This window comes from Pseudomonas sp. BF-R-19 (assembly GCF_019956445.1).
Lineage (GTDB): Bacteria > Pseudomonadota > Gammaproteobacteria > Pseudomonadales > Pseudomonadaceae > Aquipseudomonas > Aquipseudomonas fluorescens_BH.
Window position 1 is genome coordinate 16,659 of sequence record NZ_JAHBDN010000011.1, and the last position, 17,899, is coordinate 34,557.

14 protein-coding genes are annotated in these 17,899 nt (G+C 61.1%); 6 read left to right on the forward strand and 8 right to left on the reverse strand.

Annotated features, from left to right (window positions below):
- Positions 1 to 68: 68 nt before the first annotated feature.
- Positions 69 to 596, reverse strand: a complete 528-nt coding sequence (locus tag KGB28_RS00325) for a winged helix-turn-helix transcriptional regulator (protein ID WP_223441049.1) — start codon at positions 594 to 596, stop codon at positions 69 to 71.
- Between the two features lie 99 nt (positions 597 to 695).
- On the opposite strand from KGB28_RS00325, the gene KGB28_RS00330 reads away from it, so the two are divergent.
- Positions 696 to 1,328, forward strand: coding sequence for an isochorismatase family cysteine hydrolase (locus tag KGB28_RS00330; protein WP_223441052.1), 633 nt, complete (start codon positions 696 to 698; stop codon positions 1,326 to 1,328).
- Positions 1,328 to 2,893 (forward strand): aldehyde dehydrogenase (NADP(+)), encoded by a 1,566-nt coding sequence (locus tag KGB28_RS00335; RefSeq protein WP_223441296.1) that lies wholly within the window; start codon positions 1,328 to 1,330, stop codon positions 2,891 to 2,893. The genes KGB28_RS00330 and KGB28_RS00335 overlap by 1 nt, the downstream gene beginning before the upstream one ends.
- Before the next feature lie 206 nt (positions 2,894 to 3,099).
- Here the strand turns inward: KGB28_RS00335 and KGB28_RS00340 are convergent, their stop codons facing one another.
- The 4 genes from KGB28_RS00340 to KGB28_RS00355 form a co-directional block, all read right to left on the reverse strand.
- Complete coding sequence (locus KGB28_RS00340; protein ID WP_223441054.1) at positions 3,100 to 4,518, reverse strand: efflux transporter outer membrane subunit; 1,419 nt, start codon at positions 4,516 to 4,518, stop codon at positions 3,100 to 3,102.
- On the reverse strand, positions 4,518 to 7,709 hold the full coding sequence (locus KGB28_RS00345) for an efflux RND transporter permease subunit (RefSeq protein WP_223441057.1): 3,192 nt from the start codon (positions 7,707 to 7,709) through the stop codon (positions 4,518 to 4,520). Before KGB28_RS00345 ends, KGB28_RS00340 begins: the two co-directional genes overlap by 1 nt.
- Before the next feature lie 12 nt (positions 7,710 to 7,721).
- Complete coding sequence (gene mexE, locus KGB28_RS00350) at positions 7,722 to 8,963, reverse strand: multidrug efflux RND transporter periplasmic adaptor subunit MexE (RefSeq protein ID WP_223441059.1); 1,242 nt, start codon at positions 8,961 to 8,963, stop codon at positions 7,722 to 7,724.
- A gap of 153 nt (positions 8,964 to 9,116) precedes the next feature.
- Positions 9,117 to 9,410 carry a LysR family transcriptional regulator gene (locus tag KGB28_RS00355; protein WP_223441061.1) on the reverse strand — a complete coding sequence of 98 codons (294 nt, stop codon included), beginning with the start codon at positions 9,408 to 9,410 and terminating at the stop codon, positions 9,117 to 9,119.
- A gap of 148 nt (positions 9,411 to 9,558) precedes the next feature.
- On the opposite strand from KGB28_RS00355, the gene KGB28_RS00360 reads away from it, so the two are divergent.
- Entirely contained in the window at positions 9,559 to 10,149 is a 591-nt protein-coding gene (locus KGB28_RS00360; protein WP_223441063.1) for a TetR/AcrR family transcriptional regulator, read from the forward strand.
- 73 nt (positions 10,150 to 10,222) lie between these two features.
- Here KGB28_RS00360 and katG read toward each other — a convergent pair whose 3' ends face one another.
- Positions 10,223 to 12,418: a catalase/peroxidase HPI gene (gene katG, locus KGB28_RS00365; protein WP_223441065.1), complete on the reverse strand. Its 2,196-nt coding sequence runs from the start codon at positions 12,416 to 12,418 to the stop codon at positions 10,223 to 10,225.
- A gap of 309 nt (positions 12,419 to 12,727) precedes the next feature.
- Between katG and KGB28_RS00370 the strand changes: the two genes are divergently transcribed.
- A complete protein-coding gene (locus KGB28_RS00370; protein WP_223441067.1) occupies positions 12,728 to 12,934 on the forward strand; it encodes a hypothetical protein in 207 nt (68 codons plus the stop codon).
- Positions 12,935 to 12,998: 64 nt separating this feature from the next.
- Here the strand turns inward: KGB28_RS00370 and KGB28_RS00375 are convergent, their stop codons facing one another.
- Both KGB28_RS00375 and KGB28_RS00380 read right to left on the reverse strand, forming a co-directional pair.
- On the reverse strand, positions 12,999 to 13,196 hold the full coding sequence (locus tag KGB28_RS00375; RefSeq protein WP_007976534.1) for a YbdD/YjiX family protein: 198 nt from the start codon (positions 13,194 to 13,196) through the stop codon (positions 12,999 to 13,001).
- Positions 13,197 to 13,198: 2 nt separating this feature from the next.
- Positions 13,199 to 15,256: a carbon starvation CstA family protein gene (locus tag KGB28_RS00380; protein WP_223441078.1), complete on the reverse strand. Its 2,058-nt coding sequence runs from the start codon at positions 15,254 to 15,256 to the stop codon at positions 13,199 to 13,201.
- Positions 15,257 to 15,661: 405 nt separating this feature from the next.
- Here KGB28_RS00380 and KGB28_RS00385 point away from each other — a divergent pair, with 405 nt between their 5' ends.
- Both KGB28_RS00385 and KGB28_RS00390 read left to right on the forward strand, forming a co-directional pair.
- On the forward strand, positions 15,662 to 17,026 hold the full coding sequence (locus tag KGB28_RS00385; protein WP_223441079.1) for a cache domain-containing protein: 1,365 nt from the start codon (positions 15,662 to 15,664) through the stop codon (positions 17,024 to 17,026).
- Between the two features lie 33 nt (positions 17,027 to 17,059).
- Complete coding sequence (locus KGB28_RS00390) at positions 17,060 to 17,692, forward strand: response regulator (RefSeq protein ID WP_223441081.1); 633 nt, start codon at positions 17,060 to 17,062, stop codon at positions 17,690 to 17,692.
- The last annotated feature ends 207 nt before the right edge of the window (positions 17,693 to 17,899 follow it).

Here is a 17,899-nt window from a genome sequence, read left to right on the forward strand (position 1 = left end):
CCCGGGTAACGGCGGGTGTTGCGGATACCTGCGGATACAAACCCGCAGCGGCGGGCACGTCGTTGGTCTTATTCCCTCGCTGCTACCGGATCGGCCCCGCGACTGCCTTTGAACGCGTCGCGCCGGGCACTTCGTTCGGCGACATAGGCGGCACTCGGTTCACTGATCAGGTCGGCGCGGCGCAAGGGCTGTCCGCAATGGGTGCAAAGCGGTCCGAGCCCGGCAGGCTCGCCACAACTGCGGTGGGTATACACCACCGCCAGGCCCTCCTCGGGGGATTTGCACCAGGTTTCACCCCAGGCCCGCAACGCCAGGACCACCGAGTAGAACGCGTCGCCTTTTTCCGTGAGGTGATATTCGTAGCGTTTTGGCCGTTCGCTGTAAGCGCGGCGCTCCACGAGCCCGTCGGCCTCCATGCTCTTCAAGCGCGCCGCGACCATTTGCGGCGTACCGCCGGTCTGCGCCTGGATGTCATCAAAGCGATGGCTGCCCATGAACAACTCACGCAAGACCAGCACCGTCCAGCGGTCGCCCACGACGGCTTCGGCCCGGGAAATCGGACACAGGGTTTCAGAAACGGTTGTTTTCACCGACATGCGGTATTGCCTCTTTCCTAGTTACTATGATTATCATATCAACGTAGATCCTGAGCAACTACACTTCACCATCCACGGATTGTCTTGCGGAGAACCGTCATGCCCAACGCCACCTACCCTCTTGACCGGACTGCCTATCTGCTGGTCGACCCCTACAACGACTTTCTGTCGGATGGCGGAAAAATCTACCCCTTGATCGAGCCCATTGCCAAGCAAGTCGGCCTGCTCGACAACCTGCGTACGCTTGATCGCACCATTCGTGCGCTCAACATCCCGGTGGTCATCGTACCGCACCGCCGCTGGGAAAAAGGCGACTACGAAAACTGGGATCACCCGAGTCCCACCCAGTGCAAGGTCATGCATATGCACCACTTCGCACGGGGGGAATGGGGCGGTGAATGGCACCCCGACTTCGCGCCGAAGGACGGCGACATCGTCGTGCAGGAACATTGGGGCTCCAGCGGTTTTGCCAATACCGACCTCGATTTTCGCCTCAAGCAAAAGGGTATCACCCACGTGATCATCGTCGGCCTGCTGGCCAATACCTGCATCGAGGCAACCGCCCGTTACGCTCAGGAACTCGGCTATCACGTCACCCTGGTACGGGATGCGACCGCCGCCTTCAAGCCGGAAATGATGCATTCGGCCCATGAGCTGAACGGTCCGACCTTCGTTCACGCCATCCTGACCACCGATGAACTGGTTGCCGCGCTGGCACAGGCAGGTGCGTGATGCAATTGACCGGCAACCTGCTGATCGGCGCCAGCGATGTCGCCGCCAGCGAAGGCACCCTGAAGGCGCTCAACCCCGCGACCAACCAGCCGATTGAACCGGCGTTCGCACTGGGTGGTGTGGCCGACGTCGACCGGGCTGCGACCCTGGCCGATGAAGCATTCGATGTCTACAGCCATACCTCGCTCGCCGTGCGTGCGGCGTTTCTCGAACGCATTGCCGACAATCTCGATAGTGTTCGCGAAGCGCTGGCCGCACGGGCCGCCCTCGAAACCGGCCTGCCACAAGCGCAACTGGAAGGCGAGGCAATCAAGGCGGCCACCCAGTTCCGCCAGTTTGCCGATGTCGTGCGCAGCGGCCGTTTCCTGCAACTGGCCATTGATCCTGCACAACCGGAGCGTCAGCCACGCCCGCGCATGGACCATCGCCTGCAAAAAATCGCCATCGGCCCGGTGGCGATTTTCGGCGCGAGCAACTTCCCCATCGCCTACTCGGTGGCCGGCGGCGATACCGCGTCGGCGCTGGCGGCGGGTTCGACCGTCATTCTCAAGGCGCACAACGCGCATCCCGGCGCCTCGGAAATCCAGGCCCGAGCCATCCGCCAAGCGGTGCAAGACAGTGGATTGCCCGAAGGCGTGTTCTCGATGGTGCGTGGCTCCAGCAATGCCATCGGCGAAGCGCTGGTCGATCATCCGCTGATCAAGGCCGTGACCTTCACCGGTTCCGAACAAGGCGGCATGGCGCTGTATCGGCGTGCACAGTTGCGTCCCGAGCCGATTCCGGTTTTCGCCGAAATGACCAGCGTCAACCCGACCTTCATCCTGCCCCGGGCTCTCGCCGAACGCGGCGCGCAGATTGGCAATGGCTTTGTCGAGCGCATGCTGGTCAATGTCGGGCAGGCCTGCCTCAAACCGGCGATTCTGGTGGCCGTCGAAGGTGCGGGGTTTGCAGCACTGCGCCACGCCATGGGCAAACGCGTGAGCGAAGCACCGGCACGCACGATGCTGACACCGGGCATCCACGGGGCGTACCTGAAGGGTTTGTGCACAATGGAAAACGCCGGCGCCCGACTCGTCGCCGTTGGCTCGACATCCACCGCAGAGGTCGATGGCCGCTCGGCGCTGTTCGAGGTCGATGGCCAACATTTTCTCGCCGAGCCGTTGCTTTCGCAGGAGGTATTCGGCCCGTCCGCGCTGCTGGTGAAGGTCAGGGATGAAGATGAGCTGTTGAGGGTCGCGCGTTCATTCAAAGGGCAACTCAGCGCGACCCTGCATCTTGAACAGGACGATTTGCCGCTGGCCCGTCGCTTGCTGCCACCCCTGGAGCGACGCACCGGACGCATCGTGGTCAATGCCTTCGCCCATCCGCAGGAAGTGTGTTTCGCCACCGTGCATGGCGGGCCGTTCCCGGCCACCTCGGACAGTCGCTTTACTTCGGTGGGCATGACCGCCATCGAGCGCTTCCTGCGCCCGGTGGCTTACCAGGGCTTTCCCGATGCGCTACTGCCGGAGCCTCTGCGCGAGGGCAATCCGTTGGGGCTGCCGCGCATAGTGGATGGTCATTGAGCGAACCACGTCTCCGGCCTGGTAAAACCATTCCGTTGACTGCAGGAGCGAGACTGCTCCTACATTGGTGTTGTACCAAACACAGTTCTTTTGCCCACTGAAAATCCCTGTGGGAGCGGGCTTGCCCGCGAAGGCGTCCGCACAGCCAACATCATCGGTGGCTGAACTACCGCTTTCGCGAGCAAGTCCGCTCCCACAACGGTCAGTCAGTCGAGTTTCGCAAGCTTCGCTTCACCACTGTCCCAACCACCGCCCAGGGATTTGTAGATCGCCACAATGGCGCGGTACTGATCGGTTTCACCCAGTGCCTGGGCATCTTCGGCGTTCAGGCGCTCACGTTGCGCATCCAGCAACACCAGATAGTCCACCACCCCTTCCTTGTATTGCGTCGCCGCCAGATCGGCCGCTGCGCGACTCGACTCGCTTTGCCTGATCAACGACAGCAAGCGTTGCTGGCGTTTGCCATAGTCGCTGAAGGCGTTTTCCGACTCTTCCAGTGCCAGCAACACCTGTTGCTCATAGGTCGCCAATGCACCCTCGGCGTCGGCGTTTGCGCCACGAATACGCGCCCGCACACTGCCCAGGTCAAACGCGGCCCAGGTGATGCTTGGCCCCAGACTCCAGGCGCGGGCGGCACTGGAACCGATTTGCGAACCACGCCCCGCCGTGAACCCGAGAAACCCGCTCAAGCTCACCCGTGGAAACAGGTCGGCGGTGGCCACGCCGACATCGGCCGTTGAAGCCGCCAACCGGCGCTCTGCCGCGAGCACATCCGGGCGCCGACGCAACAACTCGCCGGGATCGCCAATCGGCAATGCCTTGGCGATGGCCGGCAGGTCCTTTGGACTCAAGTCGATGCTCAGGGTGTCCGGGCGTTCGCCCAGCAGCGTGGCGATGCGGTTTTTGTCGCGTACCTGTTCCGCTTGCAGTTGCGGCACACTCGCCTCGACCGCCGCCAACCGGGCATCGGCACGCACCACGTCGAGTTCGTTACCCACGCCAGCGTCACGCAGGCTCACCGTCACAGCGCGCGATTCGCTTTGATTCTTCAGGTTGGCCAGGGCGATTTTTTCCCGCAGTTGCGCCCCCCGCAGCTGACCATAGGCGTCCACCAGTTCGGCGATCATGGTCACCCGCAGTTGGTACAGGTCCGCCGCCGCGGCGTCTTCCCGGGCATCGCTGGATTCCAGTTGACGCTGGATGCGCCCGAACAGATCGATCTCCCAGGCCATGTCCAGACCCAGGTCGTAACGCTCGGTATTGACCCGACTCTCGGTCAGCCCCGGCACCTGCGACTTGCCCTGCTGGCTGCTGACCCGGCTGGTGACCACCGGCAGGTTGTCGTTGCTGACGTCATCGCGGATGGCCCGGGCGGCTTTCCAGCGAGCGAAGGCCACGCGCAGATCACGGTTACCGTTGAGCGCTTTGCCGACCAGCTGATTCAGCGTGGGGTCGTCGAACTGCTGCCACCACACCGTTTCGAAACGCGTTTGATCGTAGTTGGCCCCTTGCGCCGAGACGACATGGGCAGGCGCCGTGTCCGGGGTTTTATAATCCGGCCCGACCGTGCATGCCGCCAACGCGGTGACCAACAGACTCGGTAAAAACAGCTTGAAAGCGTTCATCAGTGTGCCTCCGAATCAATAACGTTGAGCGCGTGAACCCGAGCCGCCTTGCGCGCAGCTTTACGTTCGATGTAGCGACGAATCAGGACAAAGAACACCGGCGTCAGCAGCAACCCGAAGAACGTCACCCCGAGCATCCCGGAGAACACCGCGACCCCCATGGCCCGGCGCATTTCCGAACCGGCTCCCGTGGAAGTCACCAGCGGAATAACGCCCATGATGAAGGCGAACGACGTCATCAGGATCGGCCGCAGACGCATGCGGCAAGCCTCCAGTACAGCGTCCAGCGGCGACAGGCCCTGGTCCTGTTTGTCCTTGGCGAACTCGACGATCAGGATCGCGTTCTTGCACGCCAGGCCCACCAGCACGATCAAGCCGATCTGGGTGAAGATGTTGTTGTCGCCCCTGGAGATGATCACCCCGGCAATCGCCGACAACAGGGTCATCGGTACGATCAGGATCACCGCTAGCGGCAGGCTCCAGCTTTCATACAACGCGGCCAGTACCAGGAACGCCAGCAGGACGCAGAGCGGGAACACCAACAGCGCGGTGTTGCCGGACAGGATCTGTTGGTAGGTCAGGTCGGTCCACTCGTAGGTCATGCCGTTGGGCAGTTCTTCCTTGAGCAGTTTCTCGATGGCTTTTTGCGCCTGGCCGGAGCTGTAGCCGGGGGCTGCACTGCCGTTGATTTCAGCGGTGACGAACCCGTTGTAGTGCGAGACCCGGTCCGGCCCCGACGTTGGGCTGACCTTGACGAACGTGGCCAGTGGAATCATCTCTCCACGGTCGTTGCGGACCTTCAACTGGCCGATCTGCTCCGGCTCCTGACGAAACTGCTGCTCGGCCTGGACATTGACCTGATAGGTACGGCCAAAACGGTTGAAGTCGTTGGCGTACAGCGAGCCGAGGTACACCTGCAAGGTGTCGAAGATGTCGTTGATCGCCACGCCATGGGTCTTGGCTTTTTCACGGTCGATGGCGGCTTCGACTTGCGGCACGTTGACCGTGTAGCTGGTGAACAGGTTGGCCAGTTCCGGAACACTGCGCCCCTTGCCGATGATGTTCATGGTTTCCTTGTACAGCTCTTCGTAGCCCAGGTTGCCCCGGTCTTCGATCTGCAGGCGGAACCCGCCGATGGTGCCCAGGCCTTGCACCGGTGGCGGCGGGAACACCGCGATGTAGGCATCCTGAATGCCGCCGAACTTGGCATTCAGCGAAGCGGAAATCGCCCCGGCGGACAGGCTTGGGTCTTTGCGCTCATCGAAAGGACGCAAGCCGATGAACGCGATGCCGGCATTCGGGCTGTTGGTGAAACCGTTGATCGACAGGCCGGGGAACGCCACGGCGCTGTCGAAACCCGGTTCGTTCATGGCGACGGTGCTCATGCGCCGGATCACCGACTCGGTGCGGTCAAGGCTGGCCGCATCGGGCAATTGCGCAAAAGTCACCAGGTACTTTTTGTCCTGGGTCGGCACGAAACCGGTCGGCGTGGTGCTGAAACCCATGTACGTCAAGGCGATCAGGCCAGCGTAAACCAGCAGGGCCACGCTGCTGCCGCGAATGACCCTGGCCACCGCCACCACGTAGCCATTGCCGGCCTTTTCGAACAGTCGATTGAAGGGTTTGAACAGCCAGCCTGCGAACAGCCGATCCAGCACTTTGGAGAAACGGTCTTTCGGCGCGCCGTGGGCCTTGAGCAACACCGCCGCCAATGCCGGCGACAAGGTCAGGGAGTTGAACGCCGAGATCACCGTGGAGATGGCGATGGTCAGCGCGAACTGCTTGTAGAACTGCCCGGTCAAGCCGGAAATGAAAGCTGCCGGCACGAAGACCGCGCACAGCACCAATGCCGTGGCGATGATCGGCCCGGTCACCTCGCCCATGGCCTTTTGGGTGGCCTCGGCCGGTTCAAGTCCCGACTCGATGTTGCGCTCGACGTTCTCCACCACCACGATGGCGTCATCGACCACGATGCCGATGGCCAACACCAGACCGAACAGCGACAGGGCATTGAGCGAGAACCCGAGCAAATGCATCACGGCAAAGGTCCCGATCAACGACACCGGCACCGCGACCAGCGGAATGATCGAGGCGCGCCAGGTTTGCAGGAACAGGATCACCACCAGCACCACGAGGATCAGCGCTTCGAACAGCGTGTGAACCACCGCTTCAATCGAGCTGCGCACGAAGATGGTCGGGTCATAGACGATCTCGTAGTCCATGCCCTCCGGGAAGCTCTTCTTCAGCTCGGCCATCTTCGCCCGCACCTGGTCGGAAACGTCGATCGCATTCGAACCCGGGCGCTGGAAGATCGGCATCGCCACCGCTTCCTGGTTATTGAGCAGTGCGCGCAGTGCGTACTGGTTGGAACCGAGTTCAATCCGGGCAATGTCCTTGAGGCGGGTGATTTCGCCATCCGCACCACTGCGGACGATCACGTTCTCGAACTCTTCTTCGGTGACCAGGCGTCCCTGGGAGTTGATCGACATCTGGAAGCTGGTGGCGTTGGGTGCAGGCGGTGAACCCAGTTGGCCAGCCGCCACCTGACGGTTCTGTTCACGCACCGCATTGACCACGTCGGTGGCGGTCAGGTTGCGTGACGCGGTTTTGTTCGGGTCGAGCCAGATGCGCAGCGAGTAGTCACCGATGCCGAACATCTTCACGTCACCAATGCCTTCCAGACGCGACAGCTCATCCTTGACGTTGAGGATCGCGTAGTTGGACAGGTAGAGCATGTCGTAGCGCTTGTCCGGCGACACCAGGTGCACCAGCAGCGTCAGCTCGGGCGAGGCCTTGTCGACGGTGATGCCGATGCGCGTCACTTCTTCCGGCAGCTTGGGTTCGGTACGGGTCACACGGTTCTGCACCTGGACCTGGGCGTTGTCCAGGTCGGTGCCCAGGGCGAAGGTCACGGTCAGCGTGAGCCGGCCGTCCGCCGTGGATTGCGAGGACATGTACAGCATGTTCTCGACGCCGGTGATGGCTTGTTCGAGCGGCGCGGCCACGGTTTCGCCAATCACCTTGGGGTTGGCGCCGGGGTAGTTGGCGTGGACGACCACGGTGGGTGGTACCACTTCCGGGTATTCGCTGATCGGCAGCTGGAACAGCGAGATGAGGCCGGCGATCAGGATCAGCAGCGACAATACGGCGGCAAAGATCGGCCGCGTGATAAAGAACCGGGAGAACTTCATGACAGTGTTCCTTTATCCACGAGGTGAAACGGTTGTATCCGTTTTCACCAGTGCCGGGGACGGAGCGACGGGCTGATTACCCGCCTCGATGGCCTGGCGTTGACGGGCCAGGGTGGCGACGGTTTGCGCGTCGGCCATCGGCGCGTCCTGAGGCGCGACCACCGCGCCGGGACGAACCCGTTGCAGACCGTTGATGACGATGCGGTCTTCTTTCTGCAAACCGCTGCGCACGATGCGCAAGCCTTCGAGCTTCGGCCCCAGATCGACGCTGCGGTACACGGCCTTGTTGTCCTGGTCGATCACCAAAACGAACCTCTTGCCCAGGTCGGTGCCCACCGCTTCGTCCTTGATCAGCAGGCCGGCATAGGCCGCGCTGCCCACCAGTTTCAACCGGGCGTAGAGCCCCGGGGTGTATTGGCCGTCGGTGTTGTCGAACACCGCGCGGCCACGAATGGTGCCGGTCTTGGGATTGACCTGGTTGTCGACGAAGTTCATCTGCCCCAGGTGGCTGTTGCCCTCCTCGTTCGACAAGCCCATGTACACCGGCGTGGATTGACTGCGCTGGCCTTGGCGGGAGAGCTGGCCGTACTTGAGGAACAGGCGCTCGTCGGCGTCGAAATAGGCGTAGACCTTGTCGGTGGAGACCACGCTGGTCAGCGCCGAGGTGTCGGCGGTGACGATGTTGCCGGCGGTGATTTCGGCGCGGCTGACCCGGCCGCTGATCGGCGCGGTGACGCGGGTGAAGCTCAGGTTCAGGCGTGCCAGATCGAGTTGCGCCTGCACGGCATCGACGGCGGCCCGGGCTTCCTGGGCGGTGGTGGTGCGCGTGTCGGCCAGTTCCGCCGAGATGGCATTGCTGCTCAGCAGGCGCTGGCCACGCTGTGCTTCATTGCCCGTTCGAACCAGCGTGGCGCGAGCTTGTTGCAACTGCGCTTCGAGGCGATGCACTTCGTGTTCGAACGGACGTGGATCGATCTGGAACAGCAAATCCCCTTTCTTGACCGACTCGCCATCCGTGAAGGCGACACGATCGACCTGCCCCGAGACCCGCGGGCGAACCACGACGGTTTCCGGCGCTTCCAGTCGGGCGGTGACTTCATCCCATTCGGTGATGGGTTGCTCGAGCACTTTGGCGACCGTGACAGGCGGCGCACCAGGAGCCTTGGCGGCATCGGGTGCGTGACCGCAGGCCGTGATGGCCGCCAGGGTCAGGACAGCAAGGGGATAACGCAAAGGTTTGAGTGACTGTTCCATGGGTAGTGTCCGCCTGACGGTTTAGGGGTTGGAGAATTTTCGGCCGCACCGGGGGCAGCGACGAATTGAACGGAGTGAACTTGGCTATCATCATTAATGATGACTATCATGTATAAGCACAAAAAAAATGAATACTCAGATCAAGCCTATGAATTAACCGGGTTTTTTACTGCAAGCCGTCAGACTGACGACCGAGCAAATGGAGTCCAGTGCGGGCCCAAGCGTTTGCGCCACCTGCAAGGCACGGGTGGTCGGTTCCATTTTGTGGCCAATGCGTTTAAACAGAGGGTCGTTGAACAGCGTACGCAATCGACTCAATGCGCCGCTGACCGCCGGCTGGCCCAGGGCAAGCTTTTCTGCGGCGCGGGAGACATTGCGCTCCTGAATGAGCGCCTCGAAAACCACCAGCAGATTGAGGTCGATACTGCGCAGATCATTACGTTTCATGGGTCAGCACCCTGTGAGGTGTTTTGACTGGAGCCACGGGCCCGGAACCTGCAAAGCCATTGCCGCGAATTTATATTATGATCATCATCAATACCAGCCCCTCAGCAAAAAATTGCCAGGGTGCTCATCGGATGACAGGACCCCACTCATGAAAGTGACGAAAGACCAGGCAGCCGCCAACAAGGAAGCGATCCTCGGCGCAGCCTCGAAGATGTACCGGGAAAAAGGCATCGACGGCATCGGTATTGGCGAACTTTCCCGCTCGGTGGGCCTGACCCATGGCGGCTTTTACGGACAGTTCCCCGGTGGCAAGGAGCAGTTGGTGTCAGAGGCGGTCAGCCGCACGTTCGAAACCAACATCGAAGAATGGCGAGCCGCTAAATCGATCCCCGAACTGCTCAAGGGTTACTTGACCCAAAGTCACTTGAGCAACTGGACCGAAGGCTGCCCGATCCCCGCCCTGGGGGCCGATGTCGCGCGCAATGGCGGTGCTGTCAGCCACTCGTTCACCCAAGGCGTGCAGACCCTGATCGAAACGCTGCTGCCCTTGGTCGATGGCGAAAGCGCTGATGAAAAGCACCAGGAAGCCTTGCGCATCCTGTCATCGATAACCGGGGCCATACTGATCGCCAGAGCCCTGGACAACCCTCGATTATCGGAGCAGTTCCTGCAATCGGTGATCGATGCCTGGCCGGCAAGCGCCGAAAAAATGGTAGAAGACGCGGACATCCAATGTTGACCGCGAGCAACCTGCAGATGAAGTGACCGCGACCCGATCTCACTCAGGTCGCGGCAAAGTCAGGCTTTTTGGATCACGCCAGATCGAAGCGATCCAGATTCATCACTTTTGTCCAAGCAGCGACGAAGTCCTTGACGAACGTCTGTTGCGCATCGGCGCAGGCATAGAATTCGGCCAGGGCGCGCAACTGCGCATTGGAACCGAAGACCAGGTCAACCCGCGTCCCCGTCCACTTCACTGCACCGGTTTTGCGATCGCGCCCTTCATACTCTTGCTGGGCATCCGACACTGGCTTCCACTCCACGCCCATATCCAGCAGGTTGGTGAAGAAGTCGTTGGTCAAGGCTTCCGGACGCGTGGTGAACACACCGTGTCTGCTCTGGCCGACATTGGTGTTCAACACGCGCAAGCCGCCCAGCAACACCGTCATTTCCGGCGCGCTGAGCGTCAGCAGTTGCGCCTTGTCGATCAGCAGTTTTTCCGCCGGCACACGGTACTGTTGCTTCAGGTAATTACGGAAGCCGTCGGCAATTGGTTCAAGGAAACCGAAGGAGTCGACATCGGTCTGTTCCTGGCTGGCGTCCATGCGCCCTGGTGTGAAAGGCACCGTCACACTGTGGCCGGCGTTTTTCGCCGCCTGTTCCACGCCCACGCCACCGGCGAGCACGATCAGGTCGGCCAGGGAGATTTTCTTGCCGCCACTGTTGAACTCGCCCTGGATGCTTTCGAGTTTTGCCAGCACGCGGGCCAGTTGCTCCGGCTGGTTGGCCTGCCAGGATTTCTGCGGTGCCAGGCGCAGACGCCCGCCGTTGGCGCCGCCGCGTTTGTCGGAGCCACGGAAAGAGGAAGCCGCCGCCCAAGCTGTAGACACAAGCTGCGAGACTGACAGCCCCGAGGCCGCAATCTTGCCCTTGAGCGCGGCGACATCGCTGTCGTTGACCAGTGGATGGTCGACGGCCGGGATCGGGTCCTGCCACAGCAGCTCTTCGTTCGGCATTTCCGGGCCGAGGTAGCGTGAGAGCGGCCCCATGTCACGGTGAATCAGCTTGTACCAGGCGCGGGCGAAGGCGTCGGCCAACTGGTCTGGATTGGCCAGGAAGCGCCGCGAAATCGGCTCATAGATCGGGTCGAAGCGTAGCGACAGGTCCGTGGTCAGCATGGTCGGATCACGCCGTCTGGACGGGTCATGGGCATCCGGAATGGTGCCGGCGCCAGCGCCGTTTTTCGGCTTCCACTGGTTTGCCCCCGCCGGGCTCTTGGTCAGTTCCCATTCGTAACCGAACAGGTTCTCCAGGTAGTTGTTGCTCCACTGGGTTGGCGTGGTCGTCCAGGTCACTTCCAGGCCGCTGGAGATGGTGTCGCCACCTTTACCGGTACCGAACGTGCTCTTCCAGCCCAAGCCCTGCAGTTCGAGGCCGGCGGCTTCGGGCTCAGGTCCGACATGGTCGACAGTACCGGCACCGTGGGTTTTGCCGAAGGCGTGACCACCCGCGATCAACGCGACGGTTTCCTCGTCGTTCATAGCCATGCGCGCAAAGGTTTCACGGATGTCCTTGCCGGCGGCGACCGGATCGGAGTTGCCTTCAGGGCCTTCGGGGTTTACGTAGATCAGGCCCATCTGCACGGCCGCGAGTGGGGTTTCCAGATTGCGCTCTACGGGAGCTTGCCCGGCATCTTTGCCATAACGCACGTCGCCACCCAGCCACGTGCTTTCCGAGCCCCAGTAGACGTCTTCGTCCGGTTCCCAGACATCCGGGCGGCCAGCGGAAAAACCAAAGGTCTTGAAGCCCATGGACTCCAGTGCAACGTTGCCGGCGAGGACGATCAGGTCGGCCCAGGAGACTTTGTTGCCGTACTTTTGCTTGATCGGCCAAAGCAGCCGACGGGCCTTGTCGAGGCTGACGTTGTCCGGCCAGCTGTTGAGCGGTGCAAAGCGTTGCTGGCCGGAACCGGCGCCGCCCCGGCCGTCACCGGTGCGATAGGTGCCTGCGGCGTGCCAGGACATGCGGATAAAAAAAGGCCCATAGTGACCGAAGTCCGCTGGCCACCAGTCCTGGGAATCGGTCATCAGCGCAGTCAGGTCTTTTTTCAGCGCCTGGAAGTCCAGGTTCTTGAAGGCTTCGGCGTAGTTGAAGTCGCCCCCCAACGGGTCAGACTTGGGCGAGTGTTGACTCAAGATCTTCAGGTTCAGTTGGTTCGGCCACCAGTCGCGGTTCGTCGTGCCACCGCCAGCGGCGCTATTGAACGGGCATTTCGATTCAGTTGACATGGCATCTCCTCTTGATTTTGTTTTCAGCTAACCATCCTTAAGCGTGGATCCGGATCACCGATTGAAGAAATAGCTTTTCGGTATGGGATCCATAGCCTTAAAGCTATGACGGCCCAGTGATCAGTCGCTCCAGAACATCCATTAAAGTACCGGTCCGGGAAACTGTCGCTCCATCTGGGGAGATAGCTGATAAACAGTTCAAATCAGCAAGGAAATGCAAGATCATGAACACCTGCCACAATGGATAGGTAGCCTTTGCTGCAAGGACGCTGGCGCTCGTAAGAATTGTTTGCCGCGAGAGGTTTCGCCATGCTCCTCAAAGCCATTGTCATCTGGTCATTGCTGTCGATCATCATCGCCGCCGTGTTCTGTCGCCTGATGCATAAAGCCAAAGTCGCCGACCGGGCGCTCAAGATCGCCAGGCCGGATCATCAGCCTGTTGAACGAAACGTTGGCAATGCGTCCATGCCTCGGGACAAAGGTGGCAACGACGATTCGGATTACCACGCGGCCTGAGCCATTCAGGGCGTTCCCGTACTCAATAAAAAAACCGGCTATTCAGCCGGTTTTTTTATGTCACTCAACAGCACTTCGGTCCGGCTTTACTGCCGTAACGGGCCTCCTGGCGCTCGCGGAAGAACGCCTCATAGTCCATCACCGGTTTGTCCGGGTGTTTGGTCTGCATATGCTCGACGTAGTTGTCGTAGTCGGGCATGCCGACCATCAGGCGTGCAGCCTGACCGAGGTATTTACCCAGGCGACTCAGGTCATTGAACATGATCAGGCATCTGGCAGCGCTTGATATGGCGCTTCCTTGTCCGTGCGTTCCTTGGTGCCCCAGGCAGCGATGCCGACCTTGAGCGCAAAGAACAGGATGCTGAACACCACGAACAGGAACAGCGCGGTCAGCGTCGCGTTGGTGTAGGCGTTGAAGATCACGTGCTGCATCTGGTCGATGCTCTTGGCCGGGGCCAGCACCTGACCGTTGGCCAGGGCATCGCTGTATTTCTTCGCCAGGGCGAGGAAGCCGATCGCCGGGTTGGCGTCGAACAGCTTGATGAAGCCTGCGGTGGTGGTGCAGATCAGCAACCAGACCGCCGGCAGCAAGGTGACCCAGACATAACGCTGGCGCTTCATCTTGATCAGCACCACGGTGCCGAGCATCAGCGCAATACCGGCCAGCATCTGGTTGGATATACCGAACAGCGGCCACAAGGTGTTGATACCGCCCAGCGGATCGATCACGCCTTGGTACAGCAGATACCCCCACATGGCCACGCAACCGGCGGTGGCGATCAGGTTGGCGGTCCAGGATTCGGTGCGACGCAGGGCCGGCACGAACGAGCCGAGCAAGTCCTGGAGCATGAAGCGCCCGGCACGGGTGCCGGCGTCGACTGCGGTCAGGATGAACAGCGCTTCGAACAGGATCGCGAAGTGGTACCAGAACGCCATGGTGTTCTCGCCCGGCAGTACGTGGTGCAGGATCTGCGCGATCCCCACCGCCAGGGTCGGCGCGCCGCCAGCACGGGCCAGAATCGTGGTTTCACCGATGTCGTGGGCTACGGCTTGCAGGGCTTCCGGGGTAATGGCGAAGCCCCAGCTGCTGACGGTTTGTGCAACGGCCACCGCATCGGCACCGACTACAGCCGCTGGGCTGTTCATGGCGAAGTACACACCCGGATCGATCACGGAAGCCGCGACCATGGCCATGATCGCCACGAACGATTCCATCAGCATGCCGCCGTAACCGATGTAACGGGCATGCCCTTCACTGGCGAGCAGCTTCGGCGTGGTGCCGGAAGCGATCAGCGCGTGAAAACCGGAGACCGCGCCACAGGCAATAGTAATGAACAGGAACGGGAACAGACCGCCCTTCCACACCGGGCCGGTGCCGTCGATGAACTGGGTCAGGGCCGGCATTTTCAGCTCGGGCATGGTCACCAGGATGCCGATGGCCAAGGCGACGATGGTACCGATTTTCAGGAACGTGGAGAGGTAGTCACGGGGCGCCAGGATCAGCCACACCGGCAACACCGCTGCAACAAAACCGTAGCCAATCAGCATCCAGGTGATCTGGATACCGGTAAAGGTAAAGGCCTTGGCCCATACCGGATCAGCAGCGATCTGCCCGCCGAGCCAGATCGAACCGAGCAACAACAGCACGCCGATCACCGAGATTTCACCGATGCGGCCCGGGCGGATGTAGCGCATGTAGATGCCCATGAACATCGCGATCGGGATGGTCGCCATCACCGTGAAAATGCCCCACGGGCTCTCGGCCAGGGCTTTGACCACGATCAGCGCCAGCACCGCGAGGATGATGATCATGATCAGGAAGCAGCCGAACAGCGCGATGGTCCCGGGGATGCGGCCCATTTCTTCACGGACCATGTCGCCCAGCGAGCGGCCATTGCGGCGGGTGGACATGAACAGGACCATGAAGTCCTGAACCGCACCGGCCAGCACCACGCCGGCGATCAGCCACAGCGTGCCGGGCAGGTAGCCCATCTGCGCTGCCAATACCGGGCCGACCAGCGGACCTGCGCCGGCAATGGCGGCGAAGTGGTGACCGAAGAGTACGTGTTTATTGGTCGGAACATAGTCCAGACCATCGTTATTGAGCACAGCCGGAGTGGCCCGATTGGGGTCGAGCTGCATCACTTTATTGGCGATGAACAGGCTGTAGTAGCGGTAGGCAACAAGGTAGATGGCGACGGCTGCGACTACGATCCACAGGGCGTTGATCGCTTCGCCGCGGCGCAAGGCCACGACACTCAGCGCAATCGCTCCCAGGACAGCCACGGCAAACCAGGCGAGGTGTTTAGCCAGACGGGGCATAGCGTGTCTCCTGCCGACAGCCAGTGACTGCGGCGGTAATTTTTATAATTGTGTCCGCGGTGCGGAGCTGGCCCAATATCTGCGCATGCCGTCCACAAATAAATCCGCGTTACTACGTACGTGGGGTCTACGTAGTTCTACGTAGAACACGCCGATCTCCTGTGGGTTGACCACCGGATCCGGGGCCTCCCCCGATCAAATGTGGGAGCGAGCTTGCTCGCGATAGCGGGCTGTCAGGCACATCAATGTTGAATGTGCCGCCCTCATCGCGAGCAAGCTCGCTCCCACAGGTTCTGCATTTCAACTGAATGGCATTACGGCCGTCAGTCATTCCGTCCAGCAGCGCTTCTGACCGGGCCTCTCTTTGGCATATGATCCCGAGCCTTCGCGCGAGCAGGAGTCAACATGCAGCTCAAACACAAGATCGTCGCCCTCGGGATCCTGCCGCTGGTGCTGGCCATTGCCGTCATCTGCGCGCTGGTGATTTCCCTCAACCGCCAACTGGGCGATCAACAGGCGCAACTGATCGAAGACAGCATTCTGGCGAGCAAGCGCGCGGAGCTGAAAAACTACGTGGAAATGGCCCAGAGCCTGATCGCGCCGCTGTACGACGACGGCCACGGCGATGCCCACGCCCAGCAACGAGTGCTGGAAGAACTGCGCAAGCTCAGCTTCGGCATCAACGGCTACTTCTTCGTCTACGACCACGAAGGCCGCAGCCTGATGCATGCGCGCCAGTCGGAACTGGTGGGCCAATACCTGTGGGACATGAAAGACCCCCACGGCCTGCCGGTGATCCAGGCGCTGCTGAAAAGCGCGCAATCGGGCGAAGGTTTTCAACGCTACGCCTGGAACAAACCCTCCTCCGGCCAGGTGACCGACAAGCTCGCCTACGTAGTGATGCTCGATCGCTGGGGCTGGATGCTCGGCACCGGCATCTACCTCGAAGACGTCGAGCGCGCCACCCAACAAGCCCGCGCCGAAGTGGCCATGGGCATCCGCAAGACCATGATGGCGATTGCCGTGGTCGCCCTGGTCGCGGTGCTGTTCGTGTTCGCCACCGGCATGACCCTCAATGTCAGCGAACATCGGCTGGCGGACAAGAAACTGCAGCGCCTGACCCAGCGCATCGTCAGCCTGCAGGAGGAAGAACGGTCTCGGGTATCCCGTGAACTGCACGACGGCATCAGTCAGGTGCTGGTCTCGATCAAGTTTCAGTTTGAACTGGCCAGCCATCTGCTGGAACGCGGACAAGCCCACGACAAGGGCTTGGACACGCTGAAAGACGCCACCGAGCGCCTGGGCGATGCCATCGGTGAAGTCCGCAGTCTCTCCCATGACCTGCGCTCATCCTTGCTCGATACCCTCGGCCTGCCGGCGGCCATCGGCCAATTGGCTGCGGAATTCGAACAGCGCAGCGGGCTGACCGTGACCTATGACGAAAATGAATTCGACTGCCAACTGGTCGACGGCGCGGCTGTTTCGCTGTTCCGCATCGTCCAGGAAGGCCTGACCAATATCGAACGCCATGCGCAGGCGAAGAACGTGTCCATTACCCTGCGCGGCTGCGACGAATCCGTGCGGCTGACGGTGGTCGATGACGGCATCGGTTTCAACGTCGCCCAGGTTGAACGTCGTCAGGCCGGCATTGGCTTGCGTAACATCCGCGAACGCGTCGAACATTTTGGCGGGCGCTTCGATTTGATCTCGATGCCGGGCAGAAGTGAGCTGGACGTACGGCTGCCAATGAAACCTGGCGTAAAACCCTGAGCCGGCCCAAAACTACAAGAGTGAATAGCTGCGATGAACCTGCCCTCCCCGATCCGCGTCGCCCTGGTCGACGATCACTCCCTGGTCCGCGACGGCATCAAGGCGTTGCTGGCCGTGATGTCGCCCCTGGAAATGGTCGGCGAAGCGGAAAACGGCGCCGAGGCCATCGAAATGGTCGGACGCTGCCAACCGGACCTGCTGCTGGTCGACATCAGCCTGCCGGACATGAACGGCCTGGAGCTGACCCGCGTGCTGCGCAGCCAGTACCCGTCGCTCAAGGTGCTGGTGCTGAGCATGTACGACAATTACGAATACGTCAGTGAGTCGGTGCGCTCCGGCGCCAGCGGCTACGTGCTGAAGAACGCCCCGTCACGGGAAATCATCGCCGCCATCGAAGCCATCAGCAGCGGCGGAACCTTCTACAGCGCCGAAATCGCCCAAAGGTTGATCGCCGACAGGAACACCGACAACGAACTGACTCCGAGGGAAAACCAGGTGCTGTCGAAGATGGCGCAAGGCTTGAACAACAAGGAAATGGCCCGGGAACTGGACATCAGCGTGCGCACGGTGGAGACACACCGCTTGAGCATTCGGCGCAAGCTCAACATCGACAAGCCGGCGGCACTGGTCAAGTACGCCCTGGATCACGGACTCATTTCCCGCTAACCCCCCAAACCCTGTGGGAGCGGGCTTGCTCGCGAAGAGGCCGGCACATTCAACATTGATGGCGACTGACACACCGCCTTCGTCGGAACGCCGCCCGGAGCAAGCCCGCTCCCACAGGTGCTTTCGATCATTGACTGCGTCGATAGTCACCATTGATTCAATGAAGTTCTCTTAAAAAATCCCCGGCGTAACATCTGCTCCATACCA

Coding starts and splice junctions, on each gene's coding strand:
- KGB28_RS00325 (WP_223441049.1), bottom strand. CDS start 596: ATGTCGGTGAAAACAACCGTTTCTGAAACCCTGTGTCCGATTTCCCGG.
- KGB28_RS00330 (WP_223441052.1), top strand. CDS start 696: ATGCCCAACGCCACCTACCCTCTTGACCGGACTGCCTATCTGCTGGTC.
- KGB28_RS00335 (WP_223441296.1), top strand. CDS start 1,328: ATGCAATTGACCGGCAACCTGCTGATCGGCGCCAGCGATGTCGCCGCC.
- KGB28_RS00340 (WP_223441054.1), bottom strand. CDS start 4,518: ATGAACGCTTTCAAGCTGTTTTTACCGAGTCTGTTGGTCACCGCGTTG.
- KGB28_RS00345 (WP_223441057.1), bottom strand. CDS start 7,709: ATGAAGTTCTCCCGGTTCTTTATCACGCGGCCGATCTTTGCCGCCGTA.
- mexE (WP_223441059.1), bottom strand. CDS start 8,963: ATGGAACAGTCACTCAAACCTTTGCGTTATCCCCTTGCTGTCCTGACC.
- KGB28_RS00355 (WP_223441061.1), bottom strand. CDS start 9,410: ATGAAACGTAATGATCTGCGCAGTATCGACCTCAATCTGCTGGTGGTT.
- KGB28_RS00360 (WP_223441063.1), top strand. CDS start 9,559: ATGAAAGTGACGAAAGACCAGGCAGCCGCCAACAAGGAAGCGATCCTC.
- katG (WP_223441065.1), bottom strand. CDS start 12,418: ATGTCAACTGAATCGAAATGCCCGTTCAATAGCGCCGCTGGCGGTGGC.
- KGB28_RS00370 (WP_223441067.1), top strand. CDS start 12,728: ATGCTCCTCAAAGCCATTGTCATCTGGTCATTGCTGTCGATCATCATC.
- KGB28_RS00375 (WP_007976534.1), bottom strand. CDS start 13,196: ATGTTCAATGACCTGAGTCGCCTGGGTAAATACCTCGGTCAGGCTGCA.
- KGB28_RS00380 (WP_223441078.1), bottom strand. CDS start 15,256: ATGCCCCGTCTGGCTAAACACCTCGCCTGGTTTGCCGTGGCTGTCCTG.
- KGB28_RS00385 (WP_223441079.1), top strand. CDS start 15,662: ATGCAGCTCAAACACAAGATCGTCGCCCTCGGGATCCTGCCGCTGGTG.
- KGB28_RS00390 (WP_223441081.1), top strand. CDS start 17,060: ATGAACCTGCCCTCCCCGATCCGCGTCGCCCTGGTCGACGATCACTCC.